Source organism: Luteibacter anthropi (genome assembly GCF_023699965.1).
Classification (GTDB): domain Bacteria; phylum Pseudomonadota; class Gammaproteobacteria; order Xanthomonadales; family Rhodanobacteraceae; genus Luteibacter; species Luteibacter anthropi.
The window spans coordinates 4,127,562-4,144,319 of record NZ_CP077072.1 but is presented as its reverse complement, the minus strand read 5'-3'; the positions used below and the strand labels follow the sequence as shown (position 1 = coordinate 4,144,319).

The 16,758-nt window shown below is 66.3% G+C and carries 8 protein-coding genes; 5 read left to right on the top strand and 3 right to left on the bottom strand.

From position 1 onward, the window contains the following. Window positions 1-46: 46 nt before the first annotated feature. The gene (locus tag KR767_RS17540; RefSeq protein ID WP_250877222.1) at window positions 47-6,556 is read right to left on the bottom strand and encodes a non-ribosomal peptide synthetase; all 6,510 of its coding nucleotides are present in this window, start codon (window positions 6,554-6,556) and stop codon (window positions 47-49) included. A gap of 242 nt (window positions 6,557-6,798) precedes the next feature. Between KR767_RS17540 and KR767_RS17535 the strand changes: the two genes are divergently transcribed. The 3 genes from KR767_RS17535 to KR767_RS17525 are packed head-to-tail and all read left to right on the top strand — an operon-like array spanning window position 6,799 to window position 13,209. Continuing rightward, complete coding sequence (locus KR767_RS17535) at window positions 6,799-7,683, top strand: ABC transporter ATP-binding protein (protein ID WP_250877221.1); 885 nt, start codon at window positions 6,799-6,801, stop codon at window positions 7,681-7,683. Beyond that, entirely contained in the window at window positions 7,680-11,033 is a 3,354-nt protein-coding gene (locus KR767_RS17530) for an ABC transporter permease (RefSeq protein ID WP_250877220.1), read from the top strand. Before KR767_RS17535 ends, KR767_RS17530 begins: the two co-directional genes overlap by 4 nt. Window positions 11,034-11,073: 40 nt before the next feature. Further along, a complete protein-coding gene (locus KR767_RS17525) occupies window positions 11,074-13,209 on the top strand; it encodes a TonB-dependent receptor (protein ID WP_250877219.1) in 2,136 nt (711 codons plus the stop codon). A gap of 9 nt (window positions 13,210-13,218) precedes the next feature. Here KR767_RS17525 and KR767_RS17520 read toward each other — a convergent pair whose 3' ends face one another. Both KR767_RS17520 and KR767_RS17515 read right to left on the bottom strand, forming a co-directional pair. Then, the gene (locus KR767_RS17520) at window positions 13,219-14,556 is read right to left on the bottom strand and encodes a heavy metal sensor histidine kinase (protein ID WP_250877218.1); all 1,338 of its coding nucleotides are present in this window, start codon (window positions 14,554-14,556) and stop codon (window positions 13,219-13,221) included. Beyond that, window positions 14,556-15,242: a heavy metal response regulator transcription factor gene (locus KR767_RS17515; protein WP_166946692.1), complete on the bottom strand. Its 687-nt coding sequence runs from the start codon at window positions 15,240-15,242 to the stop codon at window positions 14,556-14,558. Before KR767_RS17515 ends, KR767_RS17520 begins: the two co-directional genes overlap by 1 nt. Before the next feature lie 224 nt (window positions 15,243-15,466). Here KR767_RS17515 and copC point away from each other — a divergent pair, with 224 nt between their 5' ends. Continuing rightward, complete coding sequence (gene copC / locus KR767_RS17510) at window positions 15,467-15,853, top strand: copper homeostasis periplasmic binding protein CopC (RefSeq protein WP_250877217.1); 387 nt, start codon at window positions 15,467-15,469, stop codon at window positions 15,851-15,853. Window positions 15,854-15,857: 4 nt separating this feature from the next. Beyond that, window positions 15,858-16,757, top strand: a complete 900-nt coding sequence (gene copD, locus KR767_RS17505) for a copper homeostasis membrane protein CopD (RefSeq protein ID WP_250877216.1) — start codon at window positions 15,858-15,860, stop codon at window positions 16,755-16,757. Window position 16,758 lies beyond the last annotated feature (1 nt).

The following is a 16,758-nucleotide window of genomic DNA, read 5'->3' as shown; positions in this document are numbered from 1 at the left end:
GCGTGGTTTCCTTGCGGGGCGGAGGGAAAGGGGGAGACGGACGCGTTCACAGCACACCCTCTTCGAGGGCATCGGCGGCGGCCTGCGATTCGCGCACGACGGCGGCGACCTCGCGCAGCGTGGGTGCGGCAAACAGACGCCGTAGTGGCAGGCTCACGCCATCGGCAGCGCGCAGTCGTTCGATGAACCGGGTGGCGAGCAGGCTGTCGCCACCGAGCGCGAAGAAGCTGGCATCGCGACCGATGGCATCGGTGTCGAACAGGGCCTGCCAGTGTTCGGCGATGCGCCGTTCGATGGCATCGCGGGGTGCCTCGTCGATATCGCCGGTATCGTTGCGCAAGGCACAAAGGCCTTCGGTGATGGCCTTGCGATCCAGCTTGCCGTTGGCGGTGAGCGGCAGCGCATCGAATGGTGCGATGTGTTCGGGGATCATGTGTGTGGGAAGTTGCTGGCCCAGCAGTTCGCGGGCACGGGCTTCGTCGAACGTGCTGGCGACGACGGCCGCGGCCAGATGGCGTCCGGTCGCCGCCGACATGATGATCGCCGCGACGGCCTGGCTTACGCCGGGCAATCCGAGCAGCGCGCTCTCGATTTCGCCCAGTTCGATGCGATGCCCACGCAGTTTCACCTGGTGGTCGTGGCGACCGAGGAATTCCAGCAGCCCGTCCGGCCGGTAACGCCCCAGGTCGCCGGTGCGATACCAGCGCATGCCGTGACCGGTCACGAACTGGCGGGCGGTGATGTCCGGTGCATGACGATATCCGCGCGCGACACCTGCGCCGCCGATCCACAATTCACCCGGCACCCAGTCCGGGCAGTCCCGGCCCTGGGCATCGACGACGCGGAAGCGCTGGTTCGCCAGCGGCACGCCGTAGGGAATGGAGCGCCACTGCGGCGCCAGGTCGGTGACTTCGTGATAGTTCGACCATACGGAGGCTTCGGTCGCACCTCCCAGGGCGATGAATCGACATCGGGCCGCCTGCGTACGAAGCCGCGCCGGCAGGTCCAGGCCGATCCAGTCGCCGGAGATCAACGCAACGCGCAGGCTGCAGAGGTCATCGCTGCCGGGCCGGGTGGTCAGCAGCATGTCGAGCAGGGCGGGAACGCTGTTCCACACCGTGACGCCATGGCGATGCACCAGCTGTCGCCAGCGATCGGCATCGCGGCGATCCGCTTCGCCAGGAAGGACGAGGCTGCCACCCTGCGACAGCAGGGCGAATACGTCGAAGACGGACAGGTCGAAATCGAGCGCGGAGACAGCGAGCACGTGGTCGTCCGCGTCCAGGGCGAACCGGTTCACCACGTCGTGCAAGGTGTTGAGCGCGGCGGCGTGGGTGATTTCCACGCCCTTGGGCTCGCCGGTGGAGCCCGAGGTGAAGATGACATATGCCAGATCGTCGCCTTGCGGCTCGTGTGCCGAGGCAAGCGGCGCATGCGCGAGCATGGCGTCGAAGGGGATGCCTCCGGCACCGATGACGTGACGCACGCCTGCGCTGCGAAGGATGCGCTCCTTGCGGGCAGCAGGCTGGTCGATGCCGATGGGAAGATAGGCCGCACCGGCTGCCAGTACACCCAGCACGGCAGCGATCTGGGTGGGTCCCTTGGGCAGGCTCAGGGCGACGAGATCGCCCGGCACCACGCCCTGGGCGCGAAGGGCGGCAGCAATGCGTAATGACTGCGTGGCGAGCGTGCCGTAAGCCATGGCATCGATATCACCCCAGCGCAGCGCGATGCGCGCGGGTTCGGTCGAGGCATGGCGGAAGAATCCATCGTGCAGGCCGTCACGGGCATACATCGCCTCCGTGTCGTTCACCCGCTGGCGGACCGCGGCCTGTTCCGAGGGCAGCAGGTCAGGTAGTGGGGCGCTCCAGTCACCGCTACCCAGCCAGTCGAGCAGGCGAAGGTAAGCGGCAAACATGGCCTCGATCATGCCGTCCGGGTAGAGCCCGTCGACATGGTCCCAGTTCAACGAGATGCCGCCATCGGCTTCGACGACCTGATGATCCAGGCCGACCTGGGGTGTCTGCGTCAGTCCCCATACCTGTTCGCTGAAGGGGCCGCGAGTGGCCGCTGCCGTGCCGCCCGGCACACCGAGCGCGCTGGTGAAGACCACGGGCATGGCGACTTCAGGACGTCCTTGCAGGCGTGCGAGGTCGCGGATGAGGGTCACGCTGGAAATCGCGCGATGTTCCAGTGAGTGGCCCAGTTCGGTCTGCACGCCGCGCACCCGCGAGATCCAGTCGTCGGTGGCACGCGGCCGGTAGCCAAGCAGGGTCAGCGAAGTGAAGTCGCCCATGATCCGGTGCACATCGGGATGCACCGGCTGGCGGTCGAACAGGGTGAGGTTGAGGGTCAGTTCGGACTGCGCACTCCAGCGGCCAAGGGTGTCCGCGAAAGCGGTCAGCAGCACTGCCGATACCGTGAGACCGTGGGTTGCTGCCTGCGCCTGTATGCGTCGCCAGCGCGATGCCTCGACATGGCCTTGCTGGCGAAGGAAGCGCGGCACGCCCACCTGCGCAGGCTCGCGGGCCAGAGGCAGCTGCGGGGCAGGGGGAAGCGTGGGCAGCTGGGCGTCCCAGTAGCGACGCGCGGCATGCAAGGTTTCCTGCGACGGCGCCGCATTGGCGAGATAGTCGCGGAAGCTCAGTCGCGGCGTCGGCGTGTCGCTGTCGGGATCGGCGTAGAGCTCGCCCAGCTCCGTATAGAAGCGCAGGATGCTGAGTGCGTCGAGGATCAGGTTGTCCAGGCCGATCGCCAGTCGCGTGCGGCGTCCATGGCGTACCGCGGCGATGTGAAACAGCGGCCAGCAGGTGGGGTCGAAGACTCGATGCGCGGAGGTCTCGCGCAGGTTTGCCAGCGCTTCGTCGGGATTCTTTCCGCCTTCGACCTGGTCGATGACGTAATCGGGTACGCCGGCGAGCACGCGCTGGTTGCCCTCGTCATCGAACACCGCCCGCAGCATGTCGTGACGCGCCACCAGCCGGTTCAGCGCCGACTGAAGCCGGGGAAGATCGAGATCCAGCGCATCGTATTCGCGATAGAAATGGCACCCTACGCCGCCGAGCACGAACGCCGGATCGCGACCGAGCCAGTAGGCGCGTTGCACGTCGGTGGGTGCGAAGCTTGCGTACCGGTTCGCAGGGTCGACCAGCAGCGTTCCTGGCGCGCTCGTTTGCACGGCCAGATGCAATTGCGCAGCGAAGTCCTGCAGACGCGGCGTGGCGAACAGGGCAGCGAGCGTCGCACCACCGAGCCCGGCGTCACGCAGCAAAGGCATCAACCGCGTCGCCGCGAGGGAGTCGCCGCCCAGCGAGAAGAAGTTCCGGCCGCGACCGATGCCCTGTACGCCGAGCACCTGTGTCCAGCCATTCGCCACGCGGCGCTCGATGTCGTTCGCGGGAAGATCGGTGTCGTCGGACAATGTGGCAAGCGCAGCGGCAAATTCGCGTGCCAGCGCCGGGCGATCGATCTTCCCATTGGCCGTGAGGGGGAGAGCCGCTTTCCAGCACAGGGTTTCCGGCAGCATGGCCGGCGGCAGTCGCTCGGCCAGGAAGGTGTGCAGGGCACGGCTTTCGTCGTCGGGCTGGCGCAGGTCCACCTGTGTTGCTTGCGGCATCCCGGCGTTGGGCACGGCGAAGACGCCGAGACCGTGGGCGCCTGCCACGGCAATGGCCTGCGCCACGCCCGGCCATGCCGCCACGGCCGCTTCGACTTCGCCCAGCTCGATGCGGTGACCGCGGAGCTTGACCTGGAAGTCGGCGCGACCGAGGAATTCGACTTCTCCATCAGGCCAGTACCGCGCACGGTCACCCGTGCGGTACCAGCGCAGGCCATCGTGGGTGATGAACTTTGCGCGGCTACGCAGCGGATCGCCGCGATAGGCGCGTGCCACGCCCGTGCCGCCGATCCACAACTCGCCTTCAACCATGTCGGGGCAGTCGCGACCCAGCGTATCCACCACGCGCAGCTTCACGTTGGCGAGCGGATAGCCGTATGGGACGGAGCGCCATGCGGGATCTACGTCATGTACTTCGCGGAACGTGGAATGGATGGCGGTTTCGGTGGTGCCGCCCAGCGCTATGAATCGACATCGCGGCCCCCAGGCCCGCAGGCGGGGCGGCAGATCGGGCGTGACCCAGTCGCCTCCCAGCAGCACGGCGCGCAGGAGGGGATTGATGCCGTCCTCACTGGCTGCGACCAGCGCCATGTCCAGCAAGGCCGGGACGCAGTTGAGCACGGTCACCGCATGCCGCCGCATCAGCGGCAGCCATGAGGCCGCGTCGCGACGTGCGCCCTCGTCGATGCAGACGATGGCGCCCCCGGCATTCAGCGGTGCGAAGATGTCGTACACCGACAGGTCGAATTCCAGAGCCGACAGGGCGAGCGTGCGATCGTGGATGTCGAGCGCCAGGCGCTGGTTCAGGTCGAGGATCGTGTTCATCGCCGCGACGTGCGGAATCTCCACGCCCTTCGGCTCTCCCGTGGAGCCAGAGGTGTAGAGCACATAGGCCAGCGCCTCGTCGTCTCCCGTGACCGGCGCATCGAGCGCCACGGCGTCGCCGGGCAAGGCATCCAGCAGCAACGCCACGCCGGCAGCGTCGCAGATGCGCTGGCGACGGAGCGCCGGCTGGTCGACACCGATGGGCAGGTAGGTGGCGCCGGCCGCGAGAATGCCAAGCACGGCGATGACCTGCTCCGGTCCCTTGGGCAGTTGCACGGCGACGACAGCACCCGGCGTCACGTCATGCGTCCGCAACCAGCCAGCCAGTCGCAATGCGGCACGGCGCAGCTCGTCATAGCTCATGCGCCCGTCGGCGCCCCAGAGCAGCGCTGGCGCTTCCGGCGTTCGCAAGGCATGCGCAAAGAAGGCGTCGTGCAGGCGACGACGAGGGAGCAACGCATCCGTATCGTTGGCTGTCGTGCGGACCGCCACCTGCGTCTGCGGCAACAACGTAGGCAGTGGGGCCGTCCATGCCGCAGGCTCGTCGGTCAACCGGTCCAGCAGGCAGCCGTACGCCTCGAACATCGCATCGAGTACGCCTTCGGCGAAGGCATCCTCGCGCGCATCGATGTTCACCAGCAGGCCATCGTCGAGCTCCGTGACCTGCGCATCGAGCCAGACTTGCGGTCCCTGCGAGATGATCCACGAGGCGTCGCCGAACGCGCGTCGCACGCTGGCCGGGAACAACTCGCCGAGTCCGATGGCACTGGTGTACACCACGGGGGCCAGCACCTGTTCGCCGCGCAGGCGGGACAGGTCGCGCAATACGTCCAGCCCGCTTCGTCCCGCATGACGCATGTCGTCGTGGAAACGGGCCTGGAGCGCGCGGGCGCGAGTGGCGAAGTCGCCCGGCAACGATCCCTGCCATGCGAGCAGCACGGACGAGGTGAAATCGCCGACCAGCTGCGCCGTGTCGGCATGCAGCGGTTCGCGGTCGAATACGGGGAGGTTGAGCAGGAAGTCAGGCTCGGCAGACCAGGCGGTCAGCGTTTCGGCGAAGATCGCCGCCAGCGCCATGGCGGGCGTCAGGCCATTTCCCGCGGCCGATGCACCGAAGGCCCGGAATCGCTCCGGCGACAGCCAGCGATGGCGCCGGACGACGCGAGTAGCGTCAAGTTTCGTGTCGTATGCGGCAGCCGGCAGCTGCGGTGCCGACGGCAGCGAGGGCAGGCGGGCGGCCCAGTAGGCCTGATCTGCGCTGGCCTTGCGCAGACGTTGTGGCTCGCCGGCCAGCCGGGTCCGGTCCGCGAGGTAACGGCCGTAGCCATAGCCGATGGACGGCAAGGTATCCGCTGGCGACAGGTAGAGCGCCGCAAGATCGGCCAGCAGGATGCGCAGGCTGAGCGCATCCGCGGCGATCATGTCGAGGTTCACGTGCAGGCGCGTCGCACCGGATCCGAGCGCATCGGGCAGCAGGGAGAGCTGCACGTCGAACACTTCGCCCGCCGTGACGTCGAGATGCCGGTGGGACAGTCGTGAGCGAATCGCGTCGAGCGACGAGCGTGCCTCGCCGGCGGGAAGGGGGCGCAGGTCGTGAACCGTCAGCGCTTGCCACGGCGTCGTGTCGAGTACCTGGATGCAGCTGTCGTCCACGACGCGGGCGCGCAACATCGCGTGGCGTTCGAGCAGCCGGCGCACGGCGGTTTCGAGCCGTGCAGGTTCCACGCCGGTGCCGTCGAATTCGTTGTAGAAGTGCGCGGCGACGCCTCCCAGCCGCTGCCCCGTCGCGCGGCCCAGCCAATAGGCGTGCTGCATCGGCGCCATGGGGAAGGGTGCACGTTCGTCGAAGTCATTCGCGATGGCGGGTGCGGCGTCGTCCGTTTCCGTGGTCGCGCCGACCAGTGCGCGCCACGCGGCAAACGTGGGCATCGCGGCCAGGTCCGCGAAGTTCACGGCCATGCCCTGGCGCCGGAACGTTCCCGCGATGCGCATCATCGCGATCGAATCCACGCCCAGTTCGATGAGGTTGCGTTCGGGGGGAATGTCGCCGGCCGGCATGTCGAGCAGGTCGGATAGCAGGTTGCCAAGTGCGTCGCCGGCGGAACGGGTGTCCATGTCTATGACGTCCGGTAGGGATGACTGTTTACGAATGTTACGTTATAACATCCGTCGCGAGATCCTCTGCAACTCTGCCACGGCACTTGATCAATTGCAAATGATAACTATTATCATTTGTGAGCTGCGTGGCACTTTCCAGGGTGCGATCGCCACGCCATCCATCGCCAGGGAAACGCCGTGCGTCACGACGCGCGCGATCGACTCCAGCCGCCCTCTCCATCGACTGACAGGACGCATGCATGACCACCTCCAGTGGCCTCGAAATCGCAGGCCTCGCCAAGACCTACCGCAACGGAGTGCGCGCACTCGATGGCGTGAACCTGCATGTGCAGCCGGGCATGTACGGGTTGCTTGGACCCAACGGGGCAGGCAAGAGCAGCCTGATGCGCACGCTGGCGACGTTGCAGGCTCCGGATGCGGGAAGCATTCGTCTCGACGGCGTGGACGTGCTTGCCGATCCCGATCACCTCCGCCAGCGCCTGGGTTACCTGCCTCAGCAGATCGGGTCATATCCCGGCATGTCGGGACGCGACCTGCTGCAACGCTTCGCCTGGCTGAAAGGGCGTACGGAACCGAAGACACGCCGCGACGAGGTGGAAAGCCTGCTGGTGAAGGTCAACCTCAGCGAGGCGGGGGATCGTCCGGCGGCGACGTATTCGGGCGGCATGCTGCGGCGGCTCGGCATTGCGCTGGCCTTGCTCGGCTCGCCGCGACTGGTGATCGTCGACGAGCCCACGGCCGGCCTCGATCCGGCCGAGCGCAACCGTTTTCATCGCGTACTGGCAGATGTGGCGGCGGAATCGATCGTGCTGCTGTCCACGCATATCGTCGAAGACGTGGAGCACCTGTGTCGCCGCCTGGCGATCCTCGCCAGCGGCCGCATCGTGGCCGAAGGCACCCCGGCGGAACTGGTCGCGCCTTATCGCGGGCGATTGTGGGAAAGCGTGCTGCCACGCGGCGCCGCCGTGCCAGCCCATCTGCACCTGACGGCGCATCCGGACGGAACACGCGTCATCGTGGAAGCCCACCACGCGCCTGACGCGCGTTTCGTACCCCGCGAACCTCGACTGGAAGATGTCTACTACGCCGCGCTGGCCGGTATCGGCGCGACGGAGGCCGCATGAGCGCCCTGCGGCTGGCCCTGCACGAAGCGCGGTCGGAGCTTCGTGCAGGGCTGCGTAGCGGCGTCGTTGGCCTGGTATTCGTCGGCCTGGCCGCCTACCTGCTCATGTCGCTCACGAATGCGGACTATGTGCAGAAGATGGGTGCGGCGGATATTCCACGCAACGCGCCGAGCCTGGTCTATCTCATGTCGACCGGGTGCATGTTTTTCCTGTTCTTCGCCTGGGCGTGGGTATTCGCGCAACCCTTGCTGCGTGACCGGCAGGCGAGCTTGCACGAGGTGATGCTCTCCATGCCGGCCTCGTTGCCGGCGATTCTCTGGGGGCGTTTCATCGGCGCATCGCTCGTCGGTGGCCTGTTGGGCGCTTCGCTGATTGCCGGCTTCATCGCCACGCCGTTGCTGGATTGGCTCTCCCTGGTGCCCCATGGATCGGTCAGTTCACCGCCCTGGATGGCCCTGGCCTTTGCGTGGTTGTGGCTGTTGTTTCCCGTGGGTGTCGGTATCGGGGCGCTGTATTACATCGCGACGTTGAAGCTGCGCAGTGTCGCCGGTGCCTTTGCGTTGTCGGCGTTGCTGATGCTGCTATGGATGTTTGCGGTCGTCGTGTTGAAGGGCGGCCATATCAGTCCGATGCTGGCGGCGGCACTCGATCCGTCGCTGTTCACCTATGCACTGGGCAAGGTGGAGGCGTGGACACCGTTGCAGAAGCGAACGTCGCTGTTGCCGCTGACGGGTGAGTTCCTGTTCAACCGTTTCATCTGGTGTGTGCTTCCGGTGTTGCTGCTCGCATTCGTGCTGCGTGGCGTGCGTCGGGAGGCCATGGCGCTCGAACGCCCTCCACGCCGTCGCAAGCCGCGCGCGTCGCATGCGGGGGCCGTCATCGAACCAGTACAGCCGCCACCGGTTGAGTCCGACGGTGTGAGCTGGATCAGCGCATTGCTCAGCGAAACGTGCTGGCAACTGTTCCACATGGTGAAGGGAAAGGCCTTGTGGATCGGCGTGGCGATCCTGCTGGCGATGGGTGTGCTGGGTGGTTTCATCCACGGCGTATGGCATGCGGAAGGGCCCATGCGTCCTCGACCGGAACTGCTGCTGCCCCTGCTCAACAGCACGTTGTTCCTGGTGATCGCCTTCGTCGTGGCGGCGCTGGCCGGCATGGTGTGGCGACGCGATCATGTGGAAGGGTTCGATGCCATGCTCGATGCCGCGCCGGCACCGTCCTGGCTGCGGCCGTTCGGCAGGGTATTGGCGGTTTCCGTGATCATCGTCGGACTGGCGCTGGTGCCGGGTATCGCTGGCATGCTGATCACCGCGCTGGGGGCACCTTCCGCGCTCGATCCCCTGACGGCGCTGCTCTATCAGCTCCTGGTCACGGCACCGGCACTGCTCGAACTCGGACTGCTGGTGGTGCTGGTGCATGCCCTGTTCTCGCGGGCGGCCGTGGCTTATCCGGTATCCATGCTGCTGACGTTCTTCCTGGTGCTCAACCATGAGCTGGGGCTCGTTGACTATCCCTTGTACGAAGTGGGCATTCCTGCGCATCTGCATCTATCCGGAGCCACGGGCTGGGTACCGTGGACGGGCTATGTTTCCGCGCTGGGTGGCTACAAGCTTGGCTTGTGCCTGTTGCTGGCAGCGTTTTCAGCGGTGCTGGTTCAGCGTGGCGCCGAAGGTCGCCTGAGTGCCGGGTGGCGTGGCGTGGGTCGCCGCCTGGCGGCCCCGGTAATCGCTGTTGCCGTGCTGGGCGCAGGGTTGATGACAGGGCTGGGTATCCGCCTGCATGCGCAACTGGTGACGCTGGGCGATTACCAGCCGCGTACGGCGCGTGACCACGAAGATGCCGAGTGGGAGCGACGCTGGCTGCATTCAGCGGGCGCCTACTCGGTGCGGGGCGGACATGTGTCGATCTATGTCAATTCCGCCAGCGGAACCTTGCACGGCGACTGGGCGATTCATGGCGTGCACGCGGAGCATGGCGAACTGGATGCCGAACTGCCACCCGACCTCATGGCGGTGTCTGCGACAGTCGACGGACGCACGGTGCTGCCTGTCATCGCCGCGGATCACCTGCGCCTGCCGCTGGGCGATGCATCGTCGACCCATATGGTGCGGCTGCGCTGGGACATGCACGCACCGGGCTGGTCCGCCGAAGGCGTGCCGGCATGGCGTGGGCACGGCAGCCTGTGGTTGCAGGCGACCGCGGCGATGCCTCGCCTGGGCGTGGATCCCTCGCGCCTGCTGCGGTCACCTGTCGCCCGTGCCGAGCAAGGTCTCGCTGCGGATGTCGTACTGCCAGCAGCCGGTGCGTCCGTAGCTTCCGACGCCGCAGCGCCCGCTGGCGCCTGGCAGTGGACGGTCAGGCGCGATGATCTGCTCGTGGCATCCGCCACCACGGGCCCCGATACACCGCTGGCGTTTGCGGCGGCCTGGTCGCCGTCGGCCAGCCATCTGCGTTCGGGCGATACCCTGGCGCTTCATGACGCCAGTCGTGATGGCGAAGCGGTCGATGTAATCGCCGACGTCTCTGCCATGCGGGCATGTGTATCGCGTCGCCTGGGCATCGATGCGCAGGTGGACGCGGTGGTGCAATGGCCGCGCGGCCTTGCTGCAACACGGCTGGACGGCACCACGCTGGTGCTGCCCGAAGCGCCGGACTGGGACGTGGCGGACAAGGGCACCGGTCGCACGCTACGTAAAGCCCATATCGCCGCCGCGCTTGCACGTCGCGCGCTGGTCGATGCATCGGCCTTGCGTGACAGCGTGGGCAGCGCCTGGTGGAGCGACGCCGTGCCCGGTGCCATCGCACTGCTTTGCGTTGGCGATACGGATGGCGTGACGGCCATGCGCCAGACGATGGAACTCGGCGCCGAGCGCGTTTCCCGCGCACTGGCCGCCAGTTCGTCGCCCGTGGGACCGCTTGCACAGGCGGACCCGGGCGGTTGGGCGTCGGCCTACGGTCCGCTGGCGGCACTGGCCTGGACATCGGCGCGTTCGACGGCCGACTTCACCGACGCCAATCGCCGCATCGCGTCGGGTGAAAGCGTGGAGCAGGCGATGGCTGCATCGATGAGCGACGAAGAGCGCTCCGCCGCGTTCGGTCCGCCGCGTGCGACCGAATGGGCGGCATCACCGGATCGCCACATCACCCTAGAGCGCTGGACATGGCGTGATGGTGGCTGGGTGCCGCTGGCGGCGGTCGATCCGGGTGTCCTGTGGCTCGTGCGCCGGGGCGAATCGATGGCGGTGCAACGTGTTCCCGACGGCGTGACGCCGGACGAGGATGGCGTGCCCGTCGATGCCCTTCCTTCTTATCCACGGTCACCGTTGCGCACGATCTCGTCGTCGCGATGACGTTGACCGATACCGTTTTCCAGTCATCCAGGGGATGTCCATGATCCATCGTTCGAACACTCCGCTCCACCTGCGCCCGAGGGCGCTCGTGGTGGCCTTGCTCGCCTCGCTGTCCTTCCAGGCCCTTGCCGACGAGGCAACGGCGGACAGCGCCACCCATGACAAGAAAAAGGCCGCCGACCTCTCGGCGGTGACTGTCAATGCACGCCTGTCCAGCGAACGCCCGCAGGACATCCCATTCGGACTGAGCGTCATCAACGCCTCGTCCATCGAGAATGGCCGGCTTGTCGATGTCGAAAGCGCGCTTCGTCGCACGCCGGGCGTGGATGTGAACTCCTACGGCGGCGGCAATGACGCGAACATCCGCATCCGTGGTGTCGGCTCGCTCAACCAGGTCAGCATGGATGACGGCTCCGTCACGCTGAACATGGACGGCGTGGCGATGTCCGCGCGGCATGCATCACTGGCGACGTTCGACGTGGACAGCATCGAGGTGCTGAAGGGCCCGCAGGGCACGTTGTTCGGTCGCAACAGCGAAGCCGGCGCCGTCAACGTCACCAGCCGGCGTCCCACCTGGGATACCGAGGGTTATCTTCGCGTGGAAGGTGGGCAGGATGGCCAGCAGCTGGCCGAGGGCGCCGTGGGTGGTGCGCTGTCGGATCAGGTGGCCGGTCGCGTGGCTGTGCGCTACAGCAGTTTCGACAGCTGGGTGAAGAACGCCCAGGACGGGCGCCCCATGGTGGAGCCCAACGACCTCGCCGTGCGTGGCAGCCTGTTGTGGAAGGCAGGCAGCGATACCCGCGTGCTGCTGATCCTGGAAGGCCAGAACACAAAGCACTACACGGGCATGGAAGTGCTGCGACCCTTCGGCAGGACGGCGCGGCTGGACTTCACGCCGGGAGTGTTCGACGACAACTACAAGCGCCTGCGCCGTAACTCCATCGAAGTGGACCACGACCTGGAAAACAGCCGGATCACCTCGATCACCGGCTACACCGATGCGGCGTTTCGTGGCACCAAGGGCTATGACCGCACCATCAACAATGCGCTCTACGGGTTTCCCATGGAATACCTGGTCACGGACTCGTCGCGTGAACGCGTGGCCAGCCAGGACCTGCGCTGGTCGTCGCTGCCCGGAGCCGATACCTTCTGGGTGACCGGTGCCAACGTCTCGCATTCGGACCGCAGCTTCGATTCGCTCTACCGCAGCAATGGCAACTTCCAGCAGCGTGACTTCAAGACCGACAGTTATGCGTTGTACGGTGAGACCACCATCCCGCTGAGCGCGTCGTGGAAGGTCACCGCAGGCGCACGCTATACGCAGGACCGCAAGGACTACGACGGCCATTACACGGCCGCGGGCCAGACCGTGCCGGACAGCCGGCGCGTGAGCGACAACTACCTGACCGGTCGCGTGGCCCTGAGCTACGAGCTGAATGCGCAGACCCATCTCTATGTGCTTGAGGCGCGCGGACACAAATCGCGTGGCTTCAACGATTACTCCACGCAACCCAGCGACAGCAGGCCGTATCGACCGGCCCAGGTGGATACACATGAAGTCGGCATCAAGTACCAGTCCGCCGACCACCGCCTCAGCCTCAATGGCGCGGTGTACGTCAACGAGGTGAAGGACGACCACCTGCTGGGTTACGACTTCAATACGCTGGCCGTCAGCACGGTCAATGCCAATACGCGCAGCAAGGGTGCCGAGGTGGAGGGCTCCTGGTCGCCGGGCTACGGGCTGCGTTTCGATGCGGGGCTCACGTATATCGACGCGAAGATCACCAGCCCGGCCTTTGGTGTCTCCGGTGGCGACGTCAATGCCGGCAACCGGATTCCTGACGTGCCGTACTGGAGCGGTAACCTGGGCGTGGCATGGCACCAGGATCTGGCCTCGTTCTGGCGCATCCCCGATCCCGCACTGAACATCGAGCTGAATTATCGCCGCGTCGGCGCCCGGCCTGCCGATGCGCAGAACCATTTCGACCTGCGCGCCTATAACAAGGTGGACATGCGCGTCGGCCTGCAAAGCGGACAGAGCGAGTTCTACGTCTGGGCCGACAACCTGACCAACGCCCACTACGACCTCTACGGCAACTATTCCTCGCCGACGGTCAGCACAGGCATGCCGGCGCGTGGCCGCACGTTTGGCGTGGGTGCCCGCTGGGATTTCTGAGCGAGGGGGTCACGACAAAGGGAGTCGCAGCGTGAATCGCGTGCGCTCCCCGACCCGGGTCACGGCCATGCTGCCGCCGTGGGCGACGGCGATGGCCCGGGTGATGGCGAGCCCCAGCCCGGCATTGTCCGGGCCGGGCCGGCGCCCGCCGTGGTCCAGCCGGGTGAAGCGGTCGAACACGTGCGGCAGGATGGCCTCGGGGATGGCCGGGCCATCGTTGTCCACGTGGATGGCGGCCGTGGTGCCCGTGGTTTCCAGGGTCACCACGATATCGCCGCCCCGGTCCGTATGCCGGATCGCGTTGGACAGCACATTGCCCACCGCGCGGCGGATCATCAGGCGGTCGCCATCGATCACGGCATCACCATGCATCGACAGGCGCACGCCGCTGTCTTCGGCCACGGCATCGTAGAAATCGAACAGCGCCGTGATTTCGTCCGTGAGGCGGACAGGCTCCCGGGATGGCAGGGTCAGTTCGTTTTCGACCTTGGCAAGGTAGAGCATGTCCGAGACCATCCGCGACATGCGCTGCAATTCCTCGACGTTGGATACCAGCGCTTCGCGGTAGGCATCCTCGGAGCGGGGTTTGCCCAGCACCACTTCCGTATTGGTCATGAGGTTGGTGATAGGCGTGCGCAGTTCGTGGGCCAGGTCGGTCGAAAAGGCCGAAAGCCGGTCGAAATCGCGCTGCAGGCGGTCGAGCATGCCGTTGAGTGTGTGGGCGAGATCGGCCATCTCACCCGGAATGCCATCGACCGGCATGCGGCCGTCGAGATTGCTGGCCGTTACCTCGCGCGCCCGGGCGGCGATGGTGCGTAGCGGGCGGGTACCGCGTCGCGCCGACCACCAGCCGAACAACCCCGTGACCAGCGCGGCAAGCGCGATGTAGATCGCCAGCGTGCGCTGGTAGGCGTGCAGGAAGTGGCTGTGGATGAAGGTATTCATCACCAGCGTGATCGTCAGGCCGCCGGAAGCGGCCGGTTCGCGCAACGCGCGGTAGACGATGCCATCGGCTGACCAGTTCGTGCGGCCGTCAGCAAGCACCGGCAGGCGGGCGGGAAGACTGGGCGAACGGTAGACGATGGCGCCATCGCCGCGCGTCACCTCGACATCCAGGTGAGGGCGCATCGACACGAACTCGCCCAGCTGCGAGGTCATGCCCGCGCCCGGGTTGCTCTGCACCGTGTGGCGCACGATGGCGATGTCCTGCGAGAGCGCCGCGAAATCCTCTTCGGCGAAGTGTTCTTCCATGGCAGATGCAAGCAGCAGGCCCAGGCCCAGCAGCACGGCTACCGATGACAGCACGAAATAGGCGGCGAGCCGGGTGGTCAGCGACAGGCTGCGCATCAGTCGTCCACCCGGGGATCTTCCAGTACATAGCCCATGCCACGTACGGTGCGGATGAGCTTGGGCTCGAAGTCGTCGTCGATCTTGGAGCGCAGGCGACGGATGGCGACATCGATCACGTTGGTATCGCTGTCGAAGTTCATGTCCCATACCTGCGAAGCAATCAGTGAACGTGGCAACACCTCGCCACGTCGGCGGATGAGCAGTTCCAGCAGCGCGAACTCCTTGGCCGTGAGGGCGATGCGCCTGCCGTCGCGCACGGCGCGGCGGCGAACCAGGTCGAGCGTCAGCCCCGCCACGGCCAGTCGTTCCGTCTGCACCGTGTTGGCACCACGGCGGAGCAGGGTGCGCAGGCGGGCAAGCAGTTCGGCGAAGGCAAACGGCTTGACGAGGTAATCGTCGGCGCCGAGGTCGAGACCGCGCACGCGGTCCTGGATGCTGTCCCGTGCGGTGAGGAAAAGGACAGGCACGGTCGATTGCGACGCACGCAAAGTCTGGACCACGGTCCAGCCATCGAGCTTGGGCAGCGCGACGTCGAGCACGATGAGGTCGTAGTCACCGGTGAGCGCCATGTGCAGGCCGTCCACGCCGTCCGCCACCAGGTCGCAGACAAAGCCGGACTCCGTCAGCCCCTGCTGGAGGTAGCGTCCTGTCTTGGGCTCGTCTTCCACGATGAGCAGTCGCATGGTTGCCTCTTCGTCCTTCCGGTATCGTCTGCCGGTGCATGTACATCGTGCCATGTCGGCGGCCCATGACTTTCCAGGATTACGGAATCGTCATGTTGGCGTCAGGCGTCGGTTCCGCGGCTTTCCCTATGCTGATGTCATCGAGATCCGCCGCAAGGGCGCCACTTTACGGCCTCGATCCGGGTCCAGATCAATCCTTATCCCCCTTAGCTGAGGCACCCTTCATGCATACCTTCAGGTCGCTTTCCCTCGCACTGCTGGCCGTGCCGGCATTTTTCGCCAGCGCCGCCGCTTTTGCGCATCCGAAGCTGGTGTCGTCCACCCCGGCCGACAAGGCCGAAGTCAGCGCGCCGGCCACTGTCGAGCTGACTTTCTCCGAAACCCTCATGCCGCAGATGTCGGGCGCGGATGTCGTGATCACCTCCATGCCGGGGATGCCGGGCATGGGCGCCATGAAGGTCGGCGCCAGGGCTTCCGTGTCGGACGATGCGAAGACCCTCATCGTCACGCCGCTGCGTCCGCTCGCCCCGGGGGCTTATCGCGTGGACTGGCACGTGGTGTCCACGGACACGCATGCGGTCAAGGGCACGCTGACCTTCAGCGTGAAGTAACGACGTGGACGGCTGGATGACGATGGCGGCACGCGGTGGGCTTTATGCGTCCGTGATGCTGGTGTTCGGCGTGGCGTGTTTCCGCTTGCGCCTGAGCCAGGTGGACACGGTGCTGGACCTCCGCTTCCGTCGCATCGTCATCCTTGCTGCCATCGCTGGCCTGCTGTTTTCGATCATCGCGTTCCTGGCGATGGTGGCCGGCATGACGGGTACGTCATCCTTCGAAGCCAATGCCCCCATCGCGCGGATGCTGCTTGTCCAGACACCGGTGGGGCATGCAGGCCTCGCCAGGGAGGCGTTGCTTGCGATAGCCCTCATCGTGGGGTTTGCCGCGGCCCGCTGGGCATGGCCCACGACGATGCTCGCGGGCATGGCGCTGGCCACGCTGGCGTGGTCCGGGCATGGCGCCATGGACGAAGGCTGGCGCGGCGCCCTGCATCTGGCGATGGATGTCGCACACCTGCTCGCGGCAGGGGCATGGATCGGCGCACTGGTTGCGCTGCTCCTCCTGGCACTACGCGCCACGGGCAGGCCATCCGGCAATGCGGCCGTGCTTGCCAGTGCATCCATCGGTTTCGCCTCCACCGGCACGCTTATCGTGATCGTGCTTGGCATCACGGGCATCGCCAATTACCTGTTCATCGCCGGTCCTGAGTGGAAAGACCTCGTCAGCTCGACATGGGGCATCGTCCTGCTGGCAAAACTCGCCGTCTTCGGGCTGATGCTCATGCTCGCTGCCGCGAACCGCTATCGCTTTGCCCCACGGCTGGCATCGTCGCTCGACAGCGATACGAAGGGTGTCGCGATCGCGCACCTGCGCCGCAGCCTCTGGCTGGAATTGACGCTGGGCCTGACGGTGCTTGCACTGGTCGGCTGGCTCGGCACGCTCGCGCCCGACGCGTGAG

Bases quoted from the DNA above. Each gene is read 5' to 3' on its own strand.
- KR767_RS17515 (WP_166946692.1), bottom strand. From the start codon at position 15,242: ATGCGACTGCTCATCGTGGAAGACGAGCCCAAGACAGGACGCTACCTC.
- KR767_RS17535 (WP_250877221.1), top strand. From the start codon at position 6,799: ATGACCACCTCCAGTGGCCTCGAAATCGCAGGCCTCGCCAAGACCTAC.
- copC (WP_250877217.1), top strand. From the start codon at position 15,467: ATGCATACCTTCAGGTCGCTTTCCCTCGCACTGCTGGCCGTGCCGGCA.
- KR767_RS17525 (WP_250877219.1), top strand. From the start codon at position 11,074: ATGATCCATCGTTCGAACACTCCGCTCCACCTGCGCCCGAGGGCGCTC.
- KR767_RS17530 (WP_250877220.1), top strand. From the start codon at position 7,680: ATGAGCGCCCTGCGGCTGGCCCTGCACGAAGCGCGGTCGGAGCTTCGT.
- KR767_RS17540 (WP_250877222.1), bottom strand. From the start codon at position 6,556: ATGGACACCCGTTCCGCCGGCGACGCACTTGGCAACCTGCTATCCGAC.
- KR767_RS17520 (WP_250877218.1), bottom strand. From the start codon at position 14,556: ATGCGCAGCCTGTCGCTGACCACCCGGCTCGCCGCCTATTTCGTGCTG.